Source organism: Psychromonas ossibalaenae ATCC BAA-1528, from assembly GCF_000381745.1.
GTDB lineage: Bacteria > Pseudomonadota > Gammaproteobacteria > Enterobacterales > Psychromonadaceae > Psychromonas > Psychromonas ossibalaenae.
Genome location: NZ_KB907043.1, coordinates 1 through 21045 on the forward strand (window position 1 = coordinate 1; position 21045 = coordinate 21045).

The following is a 21045-nucleotide window of genomic DNA, read 5'->3' on the forward strand; positions in this document are numbered from 1 at the left end:
ACGACAGATAACACGAGCAATAGTGTCATGCCGAGGTATCCCGGATTCAAAAGGACGATATTGACGAAGCCAATCAAGCTTTATATGGCCGAAGTTTTCAATATCCTCCCAGCCTTCAGAGCCAGACATAACGGCACTAATAGCGAGTAAAAGAATATCGAGTAAATTATGTTTCTTACATCGTTCAATACGAGGGTCTGAGATGGAATCGAAGTATTTCAAAAAAGTAGCGCTCATTATTATCACCAAATAGCGAATTGTTAGTATATGGTGATCAGATCGCTAGTTGGAGGAAAAGTTCAATTTATAATGATCTTGCCGTGCTTAACCTGCCCTTTACTCCGTAAAGATAAGGTTAAATTGTATCTATAATATAAAGCAGCTGACAATTGTGCATTTATTCTGTGTAATCAACTCGCTGTGGTAGCATAGCTGTTTTAATTGTTAACCGTGAGTTTCTAACATGCCTAAACCTTTATTAGAACGTGCTGTCGATCTTTGCAAACAGAAAAACATTCGTTTTACTCCGATACGACAGCGTGTATTTCAACTCATGACAGAACAGAGCGGCGCAGTAAGCGCATATGATTTACTTGAGCAGTTACAAAAACACGAAACAAATGCTAAACCCCCTACTATTTATCGTGCCTTAGACTTTTTATTAGAAAATCATTTTATCCACCGCATTGAATCATTAAATGCTTATATCATGTGTGAACATTTCGGCTGTGCACACCCGATGCAGTTATTGATTTGTGACAGCTGTAAACAAATTATCGAGTTAAGCGATCCTGTGATAGACGACGCATTTTCGGAGCAAGCTAAACAATCAGGCTTCCAAATAACTAATAAAGTATTAGAAGCTCATGGTATTTGTTATAACTGTCTCTATAATTAATCATTTATACCCCTGGCATTTGTGAATAGGTAATTATACTTTACAGATAATGCTGGTATGCTTAAATGGATCTTTCGACTAATAAATACAAGTGTATAAACTATGAATGCAGAATTTGTAAATCCTTTTTTATCTTCTTTTATCAATGTGCTGCAGACGATGGCGCAAATGGAAATTAAACCAGGAAAACCTTGCCTTAAAAAAGACGCGATTGCGCGCGGAGATGTATCAGGTTTAATCGGTATGGTCGGGCCCACTGCTAAAGGGTCTTTTTCAATTAGTTTTGAAAAAAAATTAGCATTAAATGTTTTTCAACTAATGGTTGGTGAAAGTGTTGATGATATCTCCGATGATATTACCGATATGGTTGGTGAAATAACTAATATGGTTGCCGGTGGTGCAAAACGTCAGCTTGGAGAAAAAGGCTATGAATTTAGTATGGCGACTCCAGTTGTTGTATCAGGTGAAAACCATGCAATCAAACATCAGGTTGACGGTGCGAAAGTATTAATGCCGTTTACCTCTGAACACGGTAACGCATTTATTGAAATCTGCTTTAACCAGTAATTTTTCCCGTTTTTCTTAAACCTCCTCTAAATGCTTAGCGGAGGTTTTTTTATGCCTGCAGAAAAGCACTGAAAAAGTGGCATAGTTTTAACAGGTTAAATTACGAAGAAGAAACAATAGACGGCTTAAATTATTTCTATCATTTGAGTTTATAGTTTCCTCTTTACGCTGAAAAAAGGGCAAAAAAACCCTCTTCACAAAATAAATTGTCAAAAAGACCAAGGAAGAAACAATAGACGGCTTAAATTATTTCTATCATTTGAGTTTATAGTTTCAGCCAAGCACTGAAAAAAGGGCAAAAAAAACCCTCTTCACAAAATAAATTGTCAAGAGGGAAAACTAAGGAAGAAACTATGAACTTAAATTGTTCAAAGTATTAGTCCGCAATAACCACAAAAAGTTCATCGCCATTGAAATAAATTTAAAATAATTTGCTTTATTTTAAAAAAGCCAATAAAAACAACGATCAAAATGAATTTAAATTAATGTGCTTGATCCCAGTTATCACCCATTCCGGCGTCCGCAATAAGAGGAACATCTAAGTCAGCAGCTTTTGCCATAATTGCCTGGATCTCTTTGGTATACTGTTCAACTAATTCCTCTTTAATACTAAAGATTAATTCATCGTGCACCTGCATTAATAACTGCACACTTCCAGCAGGCTGCTCTTTTACCCAGCCTGCCATATCAATCATCGCTTTTTTAATTATATCAGCAGCCGTTCCCTGCATAGGGGCGTTAATTGCGGCCCGTTCGGCTGCCTTTTTGAGCATGCCGTTTCGAGATTTAATATTCGGCAGTTGTAAACGGCGCCCTAATATTGTCTCGACATAGCCATTATCATTCGCTAAGGAGCGCGTATCTTCCATATAAGTAAGTACGCCAGGATAACGGTTAAAGTACCTGTCCATATACTGCTGCGCTTCATGACGGCCGATATTAAGCTGCTTAGCTAAACCAAACGCGCTCATACCGTAAATAAGGCCGAAGTTAATCGCCTTCGCGCTGCGGCGCTGTTCGGTTGTTACTTCATCCAGTGCAACAGAAAATACTTCGGCAGCGGTTGCTTTATGGATATCCTTGCCCGTTGAAAATGCTTCCAATAAACCTTTATCTTGAGAAAGATGCGCCATAATGCGTAATTCAATCTGGCTGTAATCGGCGGCAACAATTTTATACCCCGGCTGTGCGATAAAAGCCTGGCGAATACGACGACCTTCTGCACTTCGAATTGGAATGTTCTGCAGATTAGGATCGCTCGAAGATAATCGACCGGTGACCGTTACGGCCTGATGATAAGAAGTATGTACCCGCCCGGTTTTTTCATTAACCATCAGCGGCAGTTTGTCTGTATAAGTCGATTTTAATTTACTTAAACCACGGTGCTCAATAATCAGTTTAGGGAGCGGATAAGTTAACGCTAACTCTTGTAAAACTTCTTCCGCTGTTGAAGCTGCACCTTTAGGTGTTTTCTTTAAAACCGGTAGATTAAGCTCTTCAAACAAAATAGTCTGCAGCTGCTTTGGAGAACTTAAATTGAATGGTTTTCCCGCCTCTTCGTAAGCAGCCTCTTCAAGCTCCAATAACCGCTTAGCAATCTCAGTGCTTTGCTTGGTTAATAAAGCACTGTCAATCTCAACTCCGCCGCGTTCAATATCAGAAAGCACGGTTAATAGGGGGAGTTCAATGTCATTAAATACTTTTGATAAAGACTCACTCGCCTGTAAACGTTCAAACAACTCAAGGTGCAGACGTAAAGTAATATCCGCATCTTCAGCGGCATAAGGCGCAGCTTCTTTAATGGTGATCTGGTTAAAAGTCAGCTGCTTTTTGCCTTTACCGGCGATTTCTTCAAAAGAGATACATTTGTGACCAAGATACTTGAGTGCCAAGGTATCCATATCATGCTTGCCCGTGCTGTCGACAACATAAGATTCCAGCATAGTGTCAAACTGAATACCTTGTAATTCAATGCCGTGATTTAATAAAACACTGCGGTCATATTTTAAATTCTGTCCGACCTTTTTAAATTCAGAAGACTCTAACAGCGGCTTTAATTTTTCTAAGGTATCCGTAAAATCTAACTGTTTAGGTGCGTCAATATAATCATGTGCAAGGGGCAGATAAGCAGCTTCAATAAGCGGTTCCTCTTCGCTGCCGACATTAGTCTGCACAGCAAAAGATAAACCGACAATTTCAGCCTGCATATAATCTAAGCTGGTTGTTTCCGTATCCAAAGCGAACAGTTCAGCGCTTTCTAATTTAGTAATCCACTGGTTTAACTGTCCCTGGGTATAAATTGTTTTATAGGCACTGCGGTCAACAACCCCCGAATTGAGTGGTGTTTCAGCGGCCGTTGAGACATTACCAGCAGCTGCCGAAGACTGCGGACTGATCATTTTACCGCCGTCCAGCAAAGCAGATAACCAGCGTTTAAATTCAAGTTTACCGAATAACTGTACTAAGGCATCCGTATCCTGCTCTTTATGGGTGAAATCGTTATAAGCGACTTCTAATTCAACATCGGTTTTTATCGTTGCAAGCTGATAAGAAAGACGGGCCATCTCTTCATTATCCTGCATTTTTTTAGCCATGGTTTTACTGCCTCGAAAACCAAGAGGCGCCAGTTTTTCCAAGTTTTTGAAAATATCATCAACAGAACCTATGCCCTGCAGCATCGCTAATGCCGTTTTTTCACCAACCCCCGGTACACCGGGAATATTGTCGACTTTATCCCCCATCAGCCCAAGATAATCTATGATCAGTTCAGGCGGAATACCAAATTTATCATTGACTCCCTGCACATCTAAAACGGTATCCGTCATGGTATTGATCAATAAGGTATGCTCATCCACCAGCTGCGCCATATCTTTATCACCGGTACTGATTAGGGTTGCAATACCCTGTGCACTGGCCTGTCGGGAAAGCGTACCGATAACATCATCGGCTTCAACACCAGGGACAATCAGAATAGGCAGCCCCATCGCTTTAATCACTGCATGCAGCGGTTCTATCTGGCTGCGCAGATCATCGGGCATACTTGGACGGTTAGCTTTGTAATCAGAATACATATCATCACGAAAAGTTTTACCTTTTGCATCAAACACCACCACGATATGAGTGGGATTAAACTGCTTTAATAAACTCTGAAGCATATTAACCACGCCGTATACGGCACCAGTCGGTTCTCCTGCTGAGTTTGTTAAATGTGGAGGCGCATAAAAAGCCCGATATAAATAAGAAGAGCCGTCAACAAGAATAAAAGGATTTTCTGGAATAGTCGCCATTAGATGCTGCCAATATAAGAGGAAAAAATAGGATAGTGATTATACCGATTAACCTGCTAATAACAGATTATTTTTTAAAATCAGGGGGGAATTATCGGGTGATAAATGTAAGTGTTCGTTCACTTTCAATACAGAAAAGGTTGTGGATAACTCTGTTAGTTGTTTTTAACAAAAGTTGAGCTGTAACAATGTAATTAATTTACATATTACTTTTCAATAAGATACATTTAAAAGATAGTGGAAAAACGCACATCACCAATAAAGCGTAATGTGCATAACAAAACATAAGATGTGTTAATTTTAAACATTTTTTCAGCTGATATGATTATTAACCGGATTTGAATACATTTTTAATACCGTTTCCTGCAGCTCAGGTTTAATCATCTGCAGGCGTTGTGCAAACACCTCTTTATGTTCATTCGTTATGCTCTCAGAGCAATGCTCAGCCGCAATTAAATTTGACGGATGCAGATGGTAGTTTTGATAAATCTGTTTATCAATCTCTGAAGCGACCGCTTCAGCATCATCAAACTCATCGGCCAGAGCTTTACCAAAGGCAACGTGGACATGTCCTTTCTGGCCAATAATTCCGCTGACGATACTTTCGATATCTTCATATTTTGATTTTTTATATTCTCCAAACTCAGCTTTGTCATACAGTTCCTGCGCTTTCTGCTTATCACAGGGATCGAATTCGTATGACACAGCAACAGGTACAATATTTAACTGGCGAATATAATCAGGAAAAGCTATTTTTTTCTTTTTACCGTTAACATAAAACATTTTTACAATAGCAGGCTCTGTTTTATCAAAGCCATCTTTTGCGCGCCCCTCTTTCTGGGCAATCCAGATACTGCTTTCTTTCTGCAGCGAGGTGAAAATATAATCAGACAGATGGCTTAATGCTTTCATCATCTCACGCACACCAGATACTGAACGTTTAACAATGAAACTTTTGTTCATGCGCATTAAATCAGAAACAAAAGGTTTGCTCAGCAGGTTATCACCAATGGCAATACGCACGGTTTTAAAGTTTTCAGAAAACAGCGCCCAGTTAACAAATGCAGGATCCATGGCAATATCACGATGGTTGGAAACAAATAGATAATTCTGTGTCGGATCCAGATTTTCCAGACCAGAATAGGTGAACTTAGTGGTTGTTGACGCGATCATATGCTCCATATAGCCGCCGACAACCTGCTGCATATCATCAATACTATTAATATTGCCCCATTTATATAAAAAATAACGACGCAGCAGTGGTTTTAATAAAAAACCGGCAAATTTGGCAATCTTAGAGAAACGGAAACTAATAATCGCATCCATAAATTCGTCGCTGTTAATAACACGCTGAATCGCCGGCTGGATTTCATCGTCGTTATAAGGTCGAATATCACTGAATTTATCTTCTGCGTTAGCCATTTTTTCACTCTCTATAAAATTGAAGCCGCATTTTACCTGCTTTTAAAAGCGACAGCGAGTTTAATTGAGAAATATGCGAGAAGTTTGATTTTAAGACCAGATTGGTTTGAAGCGGAACAGCTCCTGACGTAATAGATTTTTAAAGACATCCTGTTCGATATTTGAAACAGCTAAATAATCATCCACCCACTCAGATTTAAATAAGCGCGATGAACGAAGCTGATCGTATTTTGCAAAACGTACCGCTTTATATAATATTTTCCCCACCGCAGTGCGTTCCTCATAAGCAAGGCCTTCAACTTCTTCTTTCAATGCATTAACCAGATGCGGGAAACTTTTCTGAAATAATTTTTCTGACAATACCAGGCTTAGCTTTAAATCGGCCTGAGAAACTAATAACGCCTGCAGGGATGCCGAATCAGTTTTAATATCATAAAAAAAGTCATGGCGATTTTTCTCTCCCTTATCACGCGCCTGATCTAGACAGGTCGTTCTTACCATTTCAAATGAGGTCAGGTACTGCTGATAGCTGGCAACATAGGCAAAATTGACCATTGCCGACAACAGCATGCCTTCGTAAGGGCGGCGGTAATCAATGTCATGCATTAAAGCAGTACAGGTCTGTCCTAATGTCATTTCATAACGCCAAAGTTTTTTGGCAAACAAGCTGTTGTGATGACTATAGGCATTGATCCGGTATTTAAATAAAATAGCCGGCACTAAAAAGCGTAAAACATCCGTACCAATCATACCAATTGCACTTTGAATATCACGTACATTACGGGGGTCTCGACCCAGTGCACTCATAAAATCTTCGCTGCACACTAATGACAGCAGGCGGTTACGTGTACCGGGGTTTAATTCCAGCAGAGAAGCCAGTACCGAATAACGAGGCTCTCCAGCTAATAATTTTTTCAGTAGTTCAACGGTATTTTCACGGAGCTGCAGCTGGTCAGAAATAACTGTTTCACTATTCTGCAGCTTCTCATTTACCACTTTCAGCAGGGACTGTTGAAAATAACGCATCAGCAGTGCATTACGTTTGTCTTTCAGACGTTTATCTGCTTCAACACGCTTAACGCGGTCTTTTTCAACTTCTAATAAAATTCGCTGATTCCATCCGCTTTTCTCCTCAGAAGCAGACAACCCGAGCTCTTTATCATCCTGCTCAGCTTCCGATAAACCGTCGTTATATTCTTCTTCTTTATAGATTTTATTTTTACCCACAATAAAACGCAGGAATAATTGATCAATTGATTCAATGATAGAGGGTTCAGGTGTGGCGATGGTTTTGCTTGTCATAGACGTTTAATAACTTCCAGCTAAAAAGGCAGATAACTGATTATATTTTATCGATAATAACTATAATACTTAATTTGAAAAAAGAGACGGAAAATCACCAGAGAGGTGACCTTCATCTCCTGTTTTTAGCAGACGGTTTAGATAAATGCAAATGCATCACCAAAGATCCGTTCAACCAATGCACCTTGCTTAAGGAAGTCTTCACGGGCAATTTTAGCCATTTCAAAACGCCCGACCACATAGATATCAAAATCACTCAAATCAGTAAATTCATCTAATACCGCCTGATGAACATAGCCCTGATGCCCCTGCCATTCGGCCTCCGGCAGCTCAATAACCGGATGAAAATGAATATTACTGTGTTTTTCAGCCCATTCAGAAGCTTCATTCTCAAAATAGAAGTGCGCATACTCTTTCACTCCCCAATAGAGATAAACAGGGTTCTCTAACTTGAGACGAACAATTTGCTCAAGCAGGGATTTTACATATGAAAATCCTGTGCCGCCGGCCATTAATATAATAGGACGAGACGTGTCTTCACGTAGATAAGCATCGCCGTTGCCTATTTCGACTTCAACCTGCCCCTCACTGCGCATTTTGTCAATCACCTGCATAGCGTAGCTGTTTTCGGGCGTTGCACCGATATGCAGCTCAATTTCATTAGCCACAGGTGCGTTAGCAATTGAAAAGTGACGTTTATCACCTTCAGCCATTACTACTGAAACATACTGCCCCGCTTTATAGGAAACATCTTTGTTAGGGCTTAAAAAAATACGGTATAAAAAGTCATTTAACTTTTCGATAGAGCTGATTGTACAAGTAACAGGCTGCATAAATTCTCTTTAAAAGTGGCGGTTAAAATAATTTAACAAAATGATAACATTCTTTGATTATGACAGGATATCTAATTCCTGCCAAAGATCATCAATTTTATCTTTCACCTCTTTATCCATCTCAATAGGCACTCCCCACTCCCGATCTGTTTCACCACTCCATTTATTAGTTGCATCCAGGCCCATTTTTGAGCCAAGACCTGATACCGGAGAAGCGAAATCTAAATAATCGATAGGCGTATTTTCAATCATGGTTGTATCACGCGCAGGGTCCATGCGTGTAGTTATCGCCCACATCACATCATTCCAGTCGCGCACATTGACATCATCATCACAGACAATAATAAACTTGGTATACATAAACTGGCGTAAAAAAGACCAGATACCTAACATTACCCGTTTCGCATGTCCCGGATAACGTTTTTTAATAGACACAACCGCCATGCGGTATGAACAGCCTTCCGGCGGCAGATAAAAATCGACTATTTCCGGAAACTGTTTCTGCAGAATGGGAACAAAAACTTCATTTAAAGCAACGCCTAAAATAGCCGGTTCATCAGGCGGACGACCAGTGTAGGTACTGTGGTAAATAGGATTTTTACGATGGGTCACATGTGTCACTGTCATTACTTGAAAGTCATCTACTTCATTATAATAACCGGTATGATCACCATAGGGACCTTCCGGCGCCTCTTCTCCGGGCTGCAGATAACCTTCTAAAATAATTTCAGCCGAAGCAGGTACATCGAGGTTATTGCTGATACTCTTAGCGACTTTTGTACGTGAACCTCTTAACAAACCAGCAAATGCGTATTCAGATAATGTATCCGGAATAGGAGTCACTGCGCCTAGGATAGTGGCCGGATCTGCCCCTAATGCAACAGACACAGGAAAGGGTTTACCCGGATTAGCTTCCTGCCACTCGCGATAATCAATGGCGCCGCCTCGATGTGATAACCAGCGCATGATGATTTTATTTTTTCCCAGCAGCTGCTGACGATAAATGCCTAAATTCTGGCGTTTTTTATAGGGCCCCTGCGTGATAGTTAACCCCCAGGTAATTAAAGGTGCTACATCGCCGGGCCAGCAGGTCATAACCGGCAGCTTGGTTAAATCAACCTCATCCCCCTGCATAATCACCTGTTGACACTGAGGCGAGCGGACTTTCTTAGTGGGCATATTTAAAATCTGTTTAAATATAGGTAACTTTTCCCACATGGACTTAATGCCTTTCGGCGGTTCAGGTTCTTTTAAATATGCTAACCACTGCCCGACCTCTTTTAACGCCTCAACATTATCTTTACCCATGGCAAGGGCAACACGCTCAGTAGTACCAAACAAGTTAGTTAATACCGGTGTGTCATAACCTTTCGGGTTTTCAAATAACAGAGCAGGACCGCCTGCACGCAGTGTGCGGTCTGAAATTTCAGTCATTTCTAAATTAGGATCTATTTCCTGAGTGACACGTTTCAGCAGTCCTCTCTCTTCAAGCTGTTCAATAAAATCACGTAAATCATCAAATTTCATAGGGGGATCCACTTAATTCGGGAAATTAGTTAAAAAAAAACGCTGCCTAAAGCAACGTTTTTGTTAATAAAGCAATGTTGGTTATTTTGCTTTTTGATTTTTCATTGCAGTAAAGAAATCATCATTGGTTTTACTTAAACCAAGTTTATCAATCATAAACTCTGTTGCACCGATTTCACCCATAGGATGTACAATCTTACGTAGAATCCACATACGCTGCAGTTCATCAGCTTTAGTTAACAGCTCTTCACGACGCGTACCTGAACGAGTGATATCAATCGCAGGATAAATACGTTTTTCAGCCAGCTTACGATTCAGATGAATCTCCGAGTTACCCGTACCTTTAAACTCTTCGTAGATAACTTCATCCATTTTAGAGCCGGTATCGATAAGAGCTGTTGCCAGAATAGTTAAGCTGCCGCCCTCTTCAACATTACGTGCAGCACCGAAAAAACGTTTCGGACGGTGTAAAGCGTTGGCATCAACACCACCGGTTAGAACTTTACCTGAACTTGGGATAACCGTGTTGTAGGCACGTGCCAGACGAGTAATCGAATCGAGCAGAATAACCACGTCCTTTTTATGCTCAACTAAACGCTTAGCTTTCTCAATAACCATTTCTGCAACTTGTACATGACGGCTTGCCGGTTCATCAAATGTTGAAGCAACTACTTCACCACGAACAAGCCGGCGCATTTCTGTTACTTCTTCCGGACGCTCATCAATGAGTAGAACTAGAAGCACTGCATCCGGGTAATTAAGGCTTAAACTCTGCGCAATATTCTGCAGCAGCATGGTTTTACCGGCTTTTGGTGGTGCAACAATTAATCCACGCTGGCCTTTACCAATAGGAGAAACCAGATCCAGAATTCGTGCGGTAATATCTTCCGTACTACCGTTACCGTTTTCTAAACGGAAACGCTCATCAGGGTGAATCGGTGTTAGATTTTCAAAAAGAATTTTATTACGTGAATTTTCCGGCTTATTAAAATTAACCTGATTAATTTTTAATAATGCGAAATAGCGCTCACCGTCTTTAGGTGGTCGGATTTTACCTTCCACACTGTCACCGGTACGCAGGTTGAAGCGGCGAATCTGACTTGGCGAGATATAAATATCATCGGGACCGGCAAGGTATGAACTATCAGAGCTTCGTAAAAACCCAAATCCATCCTGTAATATTTCCAATACACCGGCACCAAAAATATCTTCACCGCTTTTAGCATGCGCTTTTAAAATGGCAAAAATAATATCTTGTTTTCTTAAACGAGCTAAGTTTTCTAGCCCCATTGACTCGCCAAGTTTAACTAGCTTAGAAACTGGCGTATTTTTTAATTCGGTTAAATTCATAATTTATATAGGTATACAGAATTGAAGTGAGTGGAAGTAAGGTGAATGTGAGAACTAATCAGCTCATATTTTGAGCATAAAGGTAGCATTTAATTTAACTTTAGTCCAGATTGGACTTGTTGCAGATCACAACTTATCCAATCTGTTCTTATATTTTTAGATATTTGCATCTAAAAATTCAACCAGCTGCGTTTTAGAAAGCGCGCCAACTTTAGTTGCAGCAACTTTTCCATCTTTAAATAATAACAACGTTGGAATACCGCGAATACCAAATTTTGGTGGTGTACCGCTGTTTTGGTCGATATTTAATTTGCCGATTGTAACTTTGCCTGCGTATTCAGCAGCAACTTCAGCAAGGATTGGAGCAATCATTTTACAAGGACCACACCATTCAGCCCAAAAATCGACTAAAACAGGACCTTCTGCATTAACTACGTCTTCATCAAAACTTGCATCACTTAAAGTTACGATATTATCGCTCATTTTTCTCTCCAGAAAGAATTGGCAGTAAAAAGTTACTATAACACGAAATATAGTAAAAATTAATTTTAGATATTTGAATCGATCTCAATACTTATTGCAAGTATAAAATGCTATGATTTATAAATGAATAAAACACATCTAACTCAAACAAAATTTGCAGACCTTCCTCTTGAGAAAAGTCTAATTTCAGGCCTTACATCACAAGGTTATGAATACTGCACACCGATTCAAGCCTTGTCACTGCCGATCACCCTCACGGGCAAAGATATTGCAGGACAAGCGCAAACCGGTACAGGTAAAACGCTTGCGTTTTTACCTGCAGTATTTAATCACCTGTTAACTAATGAACAGCCTGAAAATCGCCGTAAGAATCAACCTCGGGCTATTATCTTAGCGCCGACACGTGAGCTTGCAATCCAAATCCATAAAGATGCTGTATCACTCGCAAAAATGTCTAACTTACGCCTAGGTTTAGCATATGGGGGCGAGAAAGTTGAAATTCAACACACTAAGTTAGAAAAAGGTGTTGATATTCTAATTGGTACTACGGGCCGCATCATTGATTTCGTTAAACAAGGTGTTATTGACCTTGGTTCGATACAGAGTGTTGTACTTGATGAAGCAGACCGTATGTTTGATCTTGGCTTTATAAAAGACATTCGTTATCTGTTCAGACGCATGCCTGAAGCCGGCAGCCGCCTTAATATGTTATTTTCAGCAACCTTGTCGCATAAAGTGCAGGAACTTGCTTTTGAGCATATGAATGATCCGGAACATATCCAGATAGAGCCTGAAGTCATGACTTCAGCTAATATCACTGAAGAGCTTTTTTACCCTTCAAATGAAGACAAAATGCTTCTTTTATTAACTTTAATGGAAGACGAGTGGCCTGAAAAAGCCATTGTATTTGCTAATACTAAACATACCTGTGAAAAAGTATGGGGTTATTTAGCTGGCGACGGTTTACGTGCAGGTCTATTGACCGGTGATGTGCCGCAGAATAAACGCATTAAAATATTAGAGCAGTTCACTCAAGGTGAGATTGATATTCTGATTGCAACAGATGTTGCCGCTCGAGGTCTGCATATACCTAAAGTGTCGCATGTGTTTAACTTTGATCTGCCTGATGATTGTGAAGATTATGTTCACCGCATCGGACGTACCGGCCGTGCTGGAGAAAAAGGTTTAGCAATCAGCTTAGCTTGTGAAAGATATGTTTTTAACTTACCTGCAATTGAAGAGTATATTAAACATTCCATTCCAGTAAGTGAATACGATAAGGATGCCCTGCTTGATTCATTACCAGTAATGAAAGTAACCAAGTACAAAGCACACCCGAACAATCGTAAAGATAATTATCATAGAAGTCATAAACGCTAAGATGATCAAAGAAAACCGCTATACCATTATCGACCTTGGTTCCAATAGTTTCCATATGCTGACGGTGACCAGGCAGGGTAATGGTTTTAGTGTTTACTCTAAAAGCAAACAAAAAGTCCGTCTTGCTTCCGGTTTAGACCACAACCAAAATTTAACCCAGCAGACCATGAACAACGGCTGGGCTTGTTTACAACAGTTCAGAGATGAATTAAATCAGCTAGCCCCCTGCCGCATTCTTATTACGGCAACCGCCGCATTACGAATGGCTAACAACAAACAAACCTTTCTTGACCGTGCTGAAATAATCCTCCAGCACCCTGTTAAACTTATTTCCGGAATAGAAGAAGCTAAAACCATTTACCGTGGTGTTGCTTTTACTGACCATATTATAGAGCAGATGCTGGTTATCGATATCGGCGGTGCCAGTACCGAGCTTATCATCGGCAAAGGCCACGATATTTTACTGGCAACAAGTCTGAATATGGGCTGCGTGACCTGGTTAAATAATCACTTTGCAGATAACAAGCTAAATCAGCATAATTTTGATGCGGCAGTTAATACAGCCAGACAGGTTATCCAGCCGCAGATAGAAAGTTACCAAGAGCGAGGCTGGTCTGTGACCATGGGTGCCTCCGGCACAATTCAGGCAGTACACGAAATAAACAGCAGACAGAAACTGAGCGAGTTGTTATCTCTTGAATTATTAAATCAGATTAAAGAGCAGTGTATTCTTTGTCAGGATATTAGTTCGCTGCAGATTGACGGCTTAAAACCATCAAGAATCCCCGTATTTGCAAGCGGTCTGTCAATCTTAATCGCGTTATTTGAATGCCTGGATATCAAGGTAATGCAGCGTTCACAAGGCGCATTAAGAGAAGGTCTGATCAGTATACTGTTCGAAGACAAATGACCTAACCTTCTATCATTTCCTTAATTAATAGAGCATGCATAAAAAAACCGCTCAGGTTAATAAGCGGCTTTTATTGTTAATATTTATTAACTGAACAGATGTTAATCCAGTTCCTCGAGATTTTTCTGATATTTATCAAACTGATCCGTAACCGCTTTATGCGGCTCCGCAGTTGCTAAACTGGTTATTATAATCGCGATTGTTGCAAATATAATACCAGGTACGATTTCGTATAGATCGTAGATACCGCCAGATAACTGCTTCCATACAACAATTGTCACACCACCGACAAGAATGCCCGCTAACGCACCATTACGGTTCATACGTTTCCAGTACAAGCTGATAATTAATACCGGACCAAATGCAGCGCCAAACCCGGCCCATGCATAAGAAACTAAACCTAATACCGAGCTGTCCGGATCCATAGCTAAAAATAGTGCCAGCAGTGATAAAGCAACAACACCTAGACGGCCAACCAGTACGATTTCAGAAGAGGAAGCAGTTGGTTTAATTAACTGTTTATAAAAATCTTCCGCTAATGCCGACGAAGAAACCAGCAGTTGTGAATCTGCAGTACTCATAATAGCAGCCAAGATAGCGGCTAATAAAATACCGGCAATAACGGGATGGAAAATAGCATCAACCAGAAGCATAAATATTTTTTCACCGTCATCCAGCCCGCCGCCTAATTCACTATTCACATATAATAATCCCACTAAACCAACTAGTACTGCACCTGCCATAGATAATGCTGTCCAGACAACAGCAATACGTCGGGCAGTAGTTAAATCAGCATTACTGCGGGTTGCTTTAAAACGCGCTAATATATGCGGCTGGCCGAAATAACCCAGTCCCCAGGCTGCCAAGGAAATAATAGCAATCGCCGATAATGGTTTTCCATCAATGCCGTTCCAGATGGTCAGGAGTTCAGGGTTTACGGCATATAAATCAGAACCTAGCTGACCCAACCCACCGTCCATAGCTGCAATAGGTACAATCAGCAGTGCGGCCGACATTAATAACCCCTGTACTAGGTCGGTCCAGGATACCGCCAGAAAACCACCGAACAGAGTATATGAAACTACGCAGGCCGTGCCGACGATCACGGCAATGGTGTAATCTAAGCCAAAAACTGTTTCGAACAGTTTTCCGCCGGCAACTAAACCTGAGCTGGTGTAAAAAAGAAAAAACATCAGGATGAAAAAAGCTGCAATGGTCTGCACTAGTTTAGATTTATCATCAAAACGACGCGCTAAAAAATCAGGCAGTGTTAACGAATCATCGGCAGTGATGCTGTAGGTACGCAGTCGTTTGGCACATATTAACCAGTTCAGCCATGTACCGACAAGCAGACCGCCGGCCAGCCATAAAGACTCCAGCCCGGCAGCATAAGCATAACCCGGCAAACCGAGAAGCAGCCAGCCGCTCATATCCGAAGCGCCGGCAGATAAAGCGGCAGGCCAGGGACCAAGACGCCGTCCGCCTAGAAAGTAATCCGATGCATTTGCCGTTCGTTTATATGCATATAAACCTATCGCCAGCATAACTATCAGGTAAACGATAAATGTGACTATTGTTGTTAAACTATTTTCTACCATAAATTCCTCTCATTTTTATTTCCCTATAAACTTAATAAGAAACTGTAAAAACACTTAACCAAAGCGTTCTGTGATGGTCGTGTCTGCGGTTATTGGTCTCCGCACCCGAGCTCTAATAGCGCGGCATTTCCCCCGACAGCAGTAACATTAATGGTGCGGGTCTTTTCGGTAATAAAACGCAAAACAAAGTAACGGTCAGTTATGCTGCTTAATGACGTTAATTCTGTTTCTAAAATAAGTTGTGCCAGCAATCCCTCCCTGTCTGCCAGCTGCCTGTTTATTTTCAATGACTCTGTACTATGACCTGTATAAGCGACTCCGGCAGTAGAGGGATCAGTGATTAACTGCTCCGCTGAATTAAACGATGCAGTTTGCACCACTGATTTAGGAAATCCAGCAACAAGCAGAGTCGAGTGCAGCTTCTGTGAAATTTCCTGCAGTTCCTGCGGCAGTGATAATATAATGCAGTTGCCTGCCAGCAGTGCTGTAGATATCATGCCTACCAGTGCACTAAGCGGTGCGTCAGCACTACAGTGAATAATAAAAACACCGCGCCCGCAGGCATATAATTCATTACTCTCCCCCGTCGGACCCGGCATTAATTTTTCCTCGCCGATCAGAGCGAAACCTTGTCGAACTTGATATCTGGCCATTTTTGCCGGCATTAAACCAAAACTGCTTTGCTGTGCAATCTCATCTGCCCAGCGATGAATAAGTTCACCGCGAAAAGCACAGCCGAGTTCATTCCACTCATCCCATTTTGCATGCGCCTGTTTAACGATATTGCTGATCTGCTCGTTCATCAGTTGACTCCTTATAAAGACTGCGAAAGCGGGGAATGATTAACGCTAACCTGCTTGCTGAAACGCAGCAGATAATGAGGACCTCCGGCCTTCGGCCCGGTACCAGATAAACCTTGTCCGCCGAACGGCTGTACACCAACAACAGCTCCGACCTGATCCCGGTTGATGTAACAGTTACCCACCCGGCAGCGTTTTTCAATAGAACGGTAACCGGCTTCATTGCGGCTGTGAATACCCATGGTCAAACCAAAACCGCTGTTATTAATTTGATCGATAACATCATCTAACTGATCTGCCTGATAGCGGATAATATGCAGAATCGGGCCGAACTGTTCATTTTCTAACTGCGCTAAACTACTTATCTCAATTGCCGTCGGCGGTACAAAATCACCCGACAAACAGCTCTCATCCAGGGGTATCTGTCCGACGAGTTTATTTATTTTCAGCATCTTGTCGATATGAGCTAAAAGTTTATCTTTAGAATTTTTATCGATAACAGGACCGACGTCAGTATTATGCAGATAAGGCAGGCCAACACGAAGCTCCTGCATCGCACCTTGAATAAGATGAATAACCCGATCGGCAATGTCCTGTTGTACAAACAACACCCGTAATGCAGAACAACGCTGCCCTGCAGATGCAAATGCTGAGCGCAAAACATCTCGAACAACCTGCTCCGGCAGCGCGGTGCTGTCGACAATCATGACATTTTGTCCGCCGGTTTCAGCAATCAATGTGCCCGCTTCACATTTTCTCTGTGCCAGTGAGCGGTTAATTCGCTGCGCGGTTTCTGTTGAACCAGTAAACACAACTCCTGCGATACGCAGATCGGCAGTCAAAGGTCCGCCTATATCAGCGCCGGTTCCCGGAAGCAGGTGAATAGCTTTAGCAGGAATGCCGGCTTCAAGCATCAGTTCAACCGCACGAGCTGCAATTAATGAAGTTTGTTCTGCAGGTTTTGCCAGTACAGTATTACCGCTGACTAAAGCCGCCGAGATCTGCCCTAAAAAGATTGCCAGCGGGAAATTCCATGGGCTGATACAGACAAAAATCCCCTTGCCCTGACGTTTAACCTGGCGGGTTACTTCATCAAAACCTGTTACCGTAGTTACAGTCGCAAAATTCCCCTGTGCCTGCTGCGCGTAATAACGACAGAAATCTACCGCTTCACGCACTTCATCAATGCTGTCATGTATTGTCTTGCCGGCTTCTTTATGGCACAAAGCAATCAACTCCGGCATATTTTTCTCAAGCAGATCCGCTAGTACATTTAAATACTGAGCACGTTCGGATACTTCTGTCTGCGCCCATTGCGGATAAAACTCATAGGCACTGGCAGCCGCATTTTCAATGTTCTCTTTGTTAGAAAACTGCACTGAGCCGACATCAATATTTCGATCATAGGGTGCTGTAACTCGATGCAGATTCTTCTCTTCAGAGTCATCGCACGGATAAAACTTGATACCATTAATAATCGCACCGCCCTGCCAGTAAGTGGTCATATGCAGGTTAACAGCGGCTTCAAAAGGTTTAACTTCGCTGTCAATATCGATATTTACGCTGTAAGAGTTTTTACGATCAGCAAAAATCTGCGGAGGTAAAGGAATTAGACCATTATGTAATGTAGGACGGCGCAGCAGAGTTTCGACCGGATGCTCAATAAGTGTTTCCACGGCACAATCTGCATCAACAAGGCGATGCACAAAAGAGCTGTTCGCGCCATTCTCTAATAAACGCCGTACTAAATAAGGCAGTAGATCCTTATGGCTGCCTACCGGGGCATAGATACGGACATTACAGTCAAATATGTCAACAGCATGCTTATATAAAGCATCCCCCATTCCATGCAGGCGTTGAAATTCATAGTCGCTATGAGTCGCCATGGAAGCAACAGCCGCCACAGTATGCGCATTATGACTGGCAAACTGTGGATATATTAGACCTCTGATATGATCACTTAACAGGAACCGGGCACAAGCCAGGTAGGAAACATCAGTTGCCTCCTTACGTGTAAAAACAGGATAAGCATCATAGCCGTTTTGTTGTGCTAACTTAAGCTCACTGTCCCAATAGGCGCCTTTTACCAGGCGCAGCGGTATGCAGTCCCCCTGTTCTTTTGCTAACGCCGCTAACCAGGTTAGAACCGGCAAAGCCCGCTTCGTATAAGACTGAACAACAAGGCCTAGTTTTCCCCAGCCGCGGTTAATCTCACTACGGTAAAGCTTCTCGAATAAAACTAAAGAAAGCTCTAAGCGGTCTGCTTCTTCGGCATCAATCGTTAAACTGACATCAAGCTCCCTGGCGCGTTTGATCAGCACCAGAACAGACTCATACATTTCCGATAATACCCGTCCTTTATTAGCGACTTCATAACGTGGATGTAATGCGGATAATTTGATCGAAACACTAGCGGCTATTTTAATCTGAGTACTTTTCAGCTGCTCTGCACCAACAGATTCAACGGCGGCCATATAAGCATCAAAATATTTTTTAGCATCTTCAGTAGTCAGTGCCGACTCACCAAGCATGTCGTAGGAATAACCGTAACCTTTGCTTGTGAACGGGCTTCCGTTTTTCTGCGCCTCACGAATATTTCTGCCTAAGACAAACTGATGCCCCATAATCTTCATTGCCTGGTTCATTGCCTGGCGGATCACGGGCTCCGATAGTTTATTTACAAATCGATTAATAACATTAGAAGATTCTGCATCTTTAGCCGTATCCAGATTAATGACTTTGCCGGTCAGCAGTAATCCCCAGGTTGATGCATTAACAAAAGTCGAGTCCGAGTTTTTTAAATGCGACTTCCAGTCAGCCACGCTTAATTTATCTCTAATTAATGCATCCGCAGTAGCGGTATCCGGTATACGCATTAATGCTTCAGCCAGGCACATTAAAAGAATTCCCTCTTTGGTATCTAGGCTATATTCCAGCAGCAGGGCATCAATCATCTGAATTGCCTGTTTGTCAGCGCGTACTCTATTAATAAGGTCTGATGCATTATCACAAATAGATATCTTTTCCTGAGCGGAAGGAGAAGCCATCGGCAGCAGCTGCTTTAACCAGTAGTCTTCATCAACCATATACAATGGTGATATTAGCGACCAGAGATCATCTAACGGCCGATCAATAAATGATTTCTGCAGTGAATCCTGAGCGATAAATTCTGTCATAATTGTCCTCAAAATATTTATAAAGCGATAACTGCCGGAAAACAATGTTAAGCAATTGTTAATAAAATGTACGGATGCGACATCATATTTTCAAAGAGATTTAAAATCTTGTCAAAAACTACGATCAATTTGTCAAAAGGTCTGATAATTACTAAAGTGCGGACATACCGACACGATTTTATGAAGGGCTACTTGCGGTACTTAGAAGGAGAAATCCCCTGCATCTTAGTAAAGGTATGCGTAAAACTGCTTTGATTAGTAAAACCACTTGCATCAGCAACTTGGCTTAATGATAACGAGCTGTTTTCCAGCAGCTCCCTGGCTAAACTAAAACGCTTGTGGAGCAGATACTGATGAGGGCTTTTACCTGTCTGCTGTTTAAAAAGAGCGTAAAACTGACTTTCACCGAGAAAAACACAACCCGCCAACTGTGCAATACTTATTTTTGCACTAATATGTTGCGCAATATAAGCATCAATACTGTCTATATTGATTCTCTTATCATGGCGGTTTCCGCTATAAACATGGCGCTGCAGCAGAGCAATTAAAGTACTGTTGCACGCACGGCTCAGCAGCAGATCATTGGGGTTTTCCTGCATTTCAAATACCAGCAGCTGAATCAGCTGCTGAATTTTGTTATCAAGCTGGAAATAATGACTGCAGGAAAATAGTGTCTTTATTCTGTGTAAATTTTCATTATCCAAATCAGCTTCACAGGGTAGATTGAGTACAAGAATCTGCGAATCCCCTATCCCATTAAACGCGTGGTCTGAACTTGCAGTTACGGCGCATCCCTGTCCGGGTACAATTAAACTGCCCAGCCCTTCAATATTAAATTCAGCTCGCCCTTTTAAACCAATTACAATCTGATTGTAACTATGCTCATGATGATTAATCTCATTAGGAAGTGCGATGATTTCAGCAGGCTTGATAAATTCAGCAGACATATTTTCTAACTCCTTCCCGTATTCGAAATATAGTAAGGTTATAAAGACTGCTTACTTAATAAAATAATTTATAAAATACGACAATAACTTATGAGATGGCATTACAAATTACTTTTGATGGTCAAGTTTGCAACAAACATCAATAAATTTTAATGATTGGGGGATGGGAGATGTCGGTGTATGCAATAAATAAAAGACAAGGTGCTAGTAATCGCAAAGCTCCCCCCTACTATCACATGATATGAAACCAACTTCGTTGGTACTCCTAACCTTTACCCATGCGGGAGCAGGTCAAAACATAAATCGCAGGAATTAAAAAAGCCCCAGCAGAACTAACCAGTGGGGCTATTTGTATAGGTTGCTTATAGAGAGCAAGCTTGGCGATGGTCAGGATTCGCAGAGCTCGTCCGCTCATGGCCCAGGCTGTCGCCTGATTCGCCCTACTATCACATGGTCTGAATGCCACTCCGTGGCTGCTGTTTATTGCCCATGTTCGAGTTGGTCATCGTCGTCAAAGCGCTAAAACGAAAAAATCCCTGCTGACATTCGTCAACAGGGATTGTTC

At 41.6% G+C, this 21045-nt stretch carries 16 protein-coding genes; 4 read left to right on the forward strand and 12 right to left on the reverse strand.

What is annotated here, in order from left to right:
• A partial coding sequence (locus G327_RS25475; RefSeq protein ID WP_019617075.1) for a transposase family protein occupies window positions 1-237 on the reverse strand: 237 nt, incomplete at its 3' end.
• A 226-nt stretch (window positions 238-463) separates the two neighbouring features.
• Between G327_RS25475 and G327_RS0122555 the strand changes: the two genes are divergently transcribed.
• On the forward strand, window positions 464-898 hold the full coding sequence (locus G327_RS0122555) for a transcriptional repressor (RefSeq protein WP_019617076.1): 435 nt from the start codon (window positions 464-466) through the stop codon (window positions 896-898).
• A gap of 102 nt (window positions 899-1000) precedes the next feature.
• Window positions 1001-1465, forward strand: a complete 465-nt coding sequence (locus tag G327_RS0122560) for a chemotaxis protein CheX (protein ID WP_019617077.1) — start codon at window positions 1001-1003, stop codon at window positions 1463-1465.
• Between the two features lie 482 nt (window positions 1466-1947).
• Here the strand turns inward: G327_RS0122560 and polA are convergent, their stop codons facing one another.
• From polA to trxA, 7 genes are all read right to left on the reverse strand, one after another.
• The gene (polA, locus tag G327_RS0122565; protein WP_019617078.1) at window positions 1948-4752 is read right to left on the reverse strand and encodes a DNA polymerase I; all 2805 of its coding nucleotides are present in this window, start codon (window positions 4750-4752) and stop codon (window positions 1948-1950) included.
• Between the two features lie 312 nt (window positions 4753-5064).
• On the reverse strand, window positions 5065-6174 hold the full coding sequence (locus G327_RS0122570; RefSeq protein ID WP_019617079.1) for a 1-acyl-sn-glycerol-3-phosphate acyltransferase: 1110 nt from the start codon (window positions 6172-6174) through the stop codon (window positions 5065-5067).
• Between the two features lie 90 nt (window positions 6175-6264).
• The gene (locus G327_RS0122575) at window positions 6265-7476 is read right to left on the reverse strand and encodes an HDOD domain-containing protein (RefSeq protein ID WP_019617080.1); all 1212 of its coding nucleotides are present in this window, start codon (window positions 7474-7476) and stop codon (window positions 6265-6267) included.
• Window positions 7477-7613: 137 nt separating this feature from the next.
• Window positions 7614-8309: an NAD(P)H-flavin reductase gene (gene fre, locus G327_RS0122580; protein WP_019617081.1), complete on the reverse strand. Its 696-nt coding sequence runs from the start codon at window positions 8307-8309 to the stop codon at window positions 7614-7616.
• A gap of 57 nt (window positions 8310-8366) precedes the next feature.
• The gene (gene ubiD, locus G327_RS0122585) at window positions 8367-9836 is read right to left on the reverse strand and encodes a 4-hydroxy-3-polyprenylbenzoate decarboxylase (protein ID WP_019617082.1); all 1470 of its coding nucleotides are present in this window, start codon (window positions 9834-9836) and stop codon (window positions 8367-8369) included.
• 81 nt (window positions 9837-9917) lie between these two features.
• Window positions 9918-11186: a transcription termination factor Rho gene (gene rho / locus G327_RS0122590; RefSeq protein WP_026339510.1), complete on the reverse strand. Its 1269-nt coding sequence runs from the start codon at window positions 11184-11186 to the stop codon at window positions 9918-9920.
• Between the two features lie 156 nt (window positions 11187-11342).
• The gene (gene trxA, locus G327_RS0122595; RefSeq protein WP_019617084.1) at window positions 11343-11669 is read right to left on the reverse strand and encodes a thioredoxin TrxA; all 327 of its coding nucleotides are present in this window, start codon (window positions 11667-11669) and stop codon (window positions 11343-11345) included.
• A 123-nt stretch (window positions 11670-11792) separates the two neighbouring features.
• On the opposite strand from trxA, the gene rhlB reads away from it, so the two are divergent.
• Both rhlB and G327_RS0122605 read left to right on the forward strand, forming a co-directional pair.
• A complete protein-coding gene (gene rhlB / locus G327_RS0122600; protein ID WP_019617085.1) occupies window positions 11793-13049 on the forward strand; it encodes an ATP-dependent RNA helicase RhlB in 1257 nt (418 codons plus the stop codon).
• A gap of 1 nt (window position 13050) precedes the next feature.
• Window positions 13051-13959 (forward strand): Ppx/GppA phosphatase family protein, encoded by a 909-nt coding sequence (locus G327_RS0122605; RefSeq protein WP_019617086.1) that lies wholly within the window; start codon window positions 13051-13053, stop codon window positions 13957-13959.
• 101 nt (window positions 13960-14060) lie between these two features.
• On the opposite strand, the gene putP is transcribed toward G327_RS0122605, so the two are convergent.
• The 4 genes from putP to G327_RS0122625 all read right to left on the reverse strand — a co-directional run bounded on the left by putP (window position 14061) and on the right by G327_RS0122625 (window position 20480).
• Window positions 14061-15557, reverse strand: coding sequence for a sodium/proline symporter PutP (gene putP, locus G327_RS0122610; protein WP_019617087.1), 1497 nt, complete (start codon window positions 15555-15557; stop codon window positions 14061-14063).
• 89 nt (window positions 15558-15646) lie between these two features.
• Window positions 15647-16360, reverse strand: coding sequence for an aldehyde dehydrogenase family protein (locus G327_RS0122615; protein ID WP_019617088.1), 714 nt, complete (start codon window positions 16358-16360; stop codon window positions 15647-15649).
• An 11-nt stretch (window positions 16361-16371) separates the two neighbouring features.
• Complete coding sequence (gene putA, locus G327_RS0122620) at window positions 16372-19533, reverse strand: bifunctional proline dehydrogenase/L-glutamate gamma-semialdehyde dehydrogenase PutA (protein WP_019617089.1); 3162 nt, start codon at window positions 19531-19533, stop codon at window positions 16372-16374.
• Between the two features lie 188 nt (window positions 19534-19721).
• Window positions 19722-20480 carry an AraC family transcriptional regulator gene (locus G327_RS0122625; RefSeq protein ID WP_019617090.1) on the reverse strand — a complete coding sequence of 253 codons (759 nt, stop codon included), beginning with the start codon at window positions 20478-20480 and terminating at the stop codon, window positions 19722-19724.
• Window positions 20481-21045 lie beyond the last annotated feature (565 nt).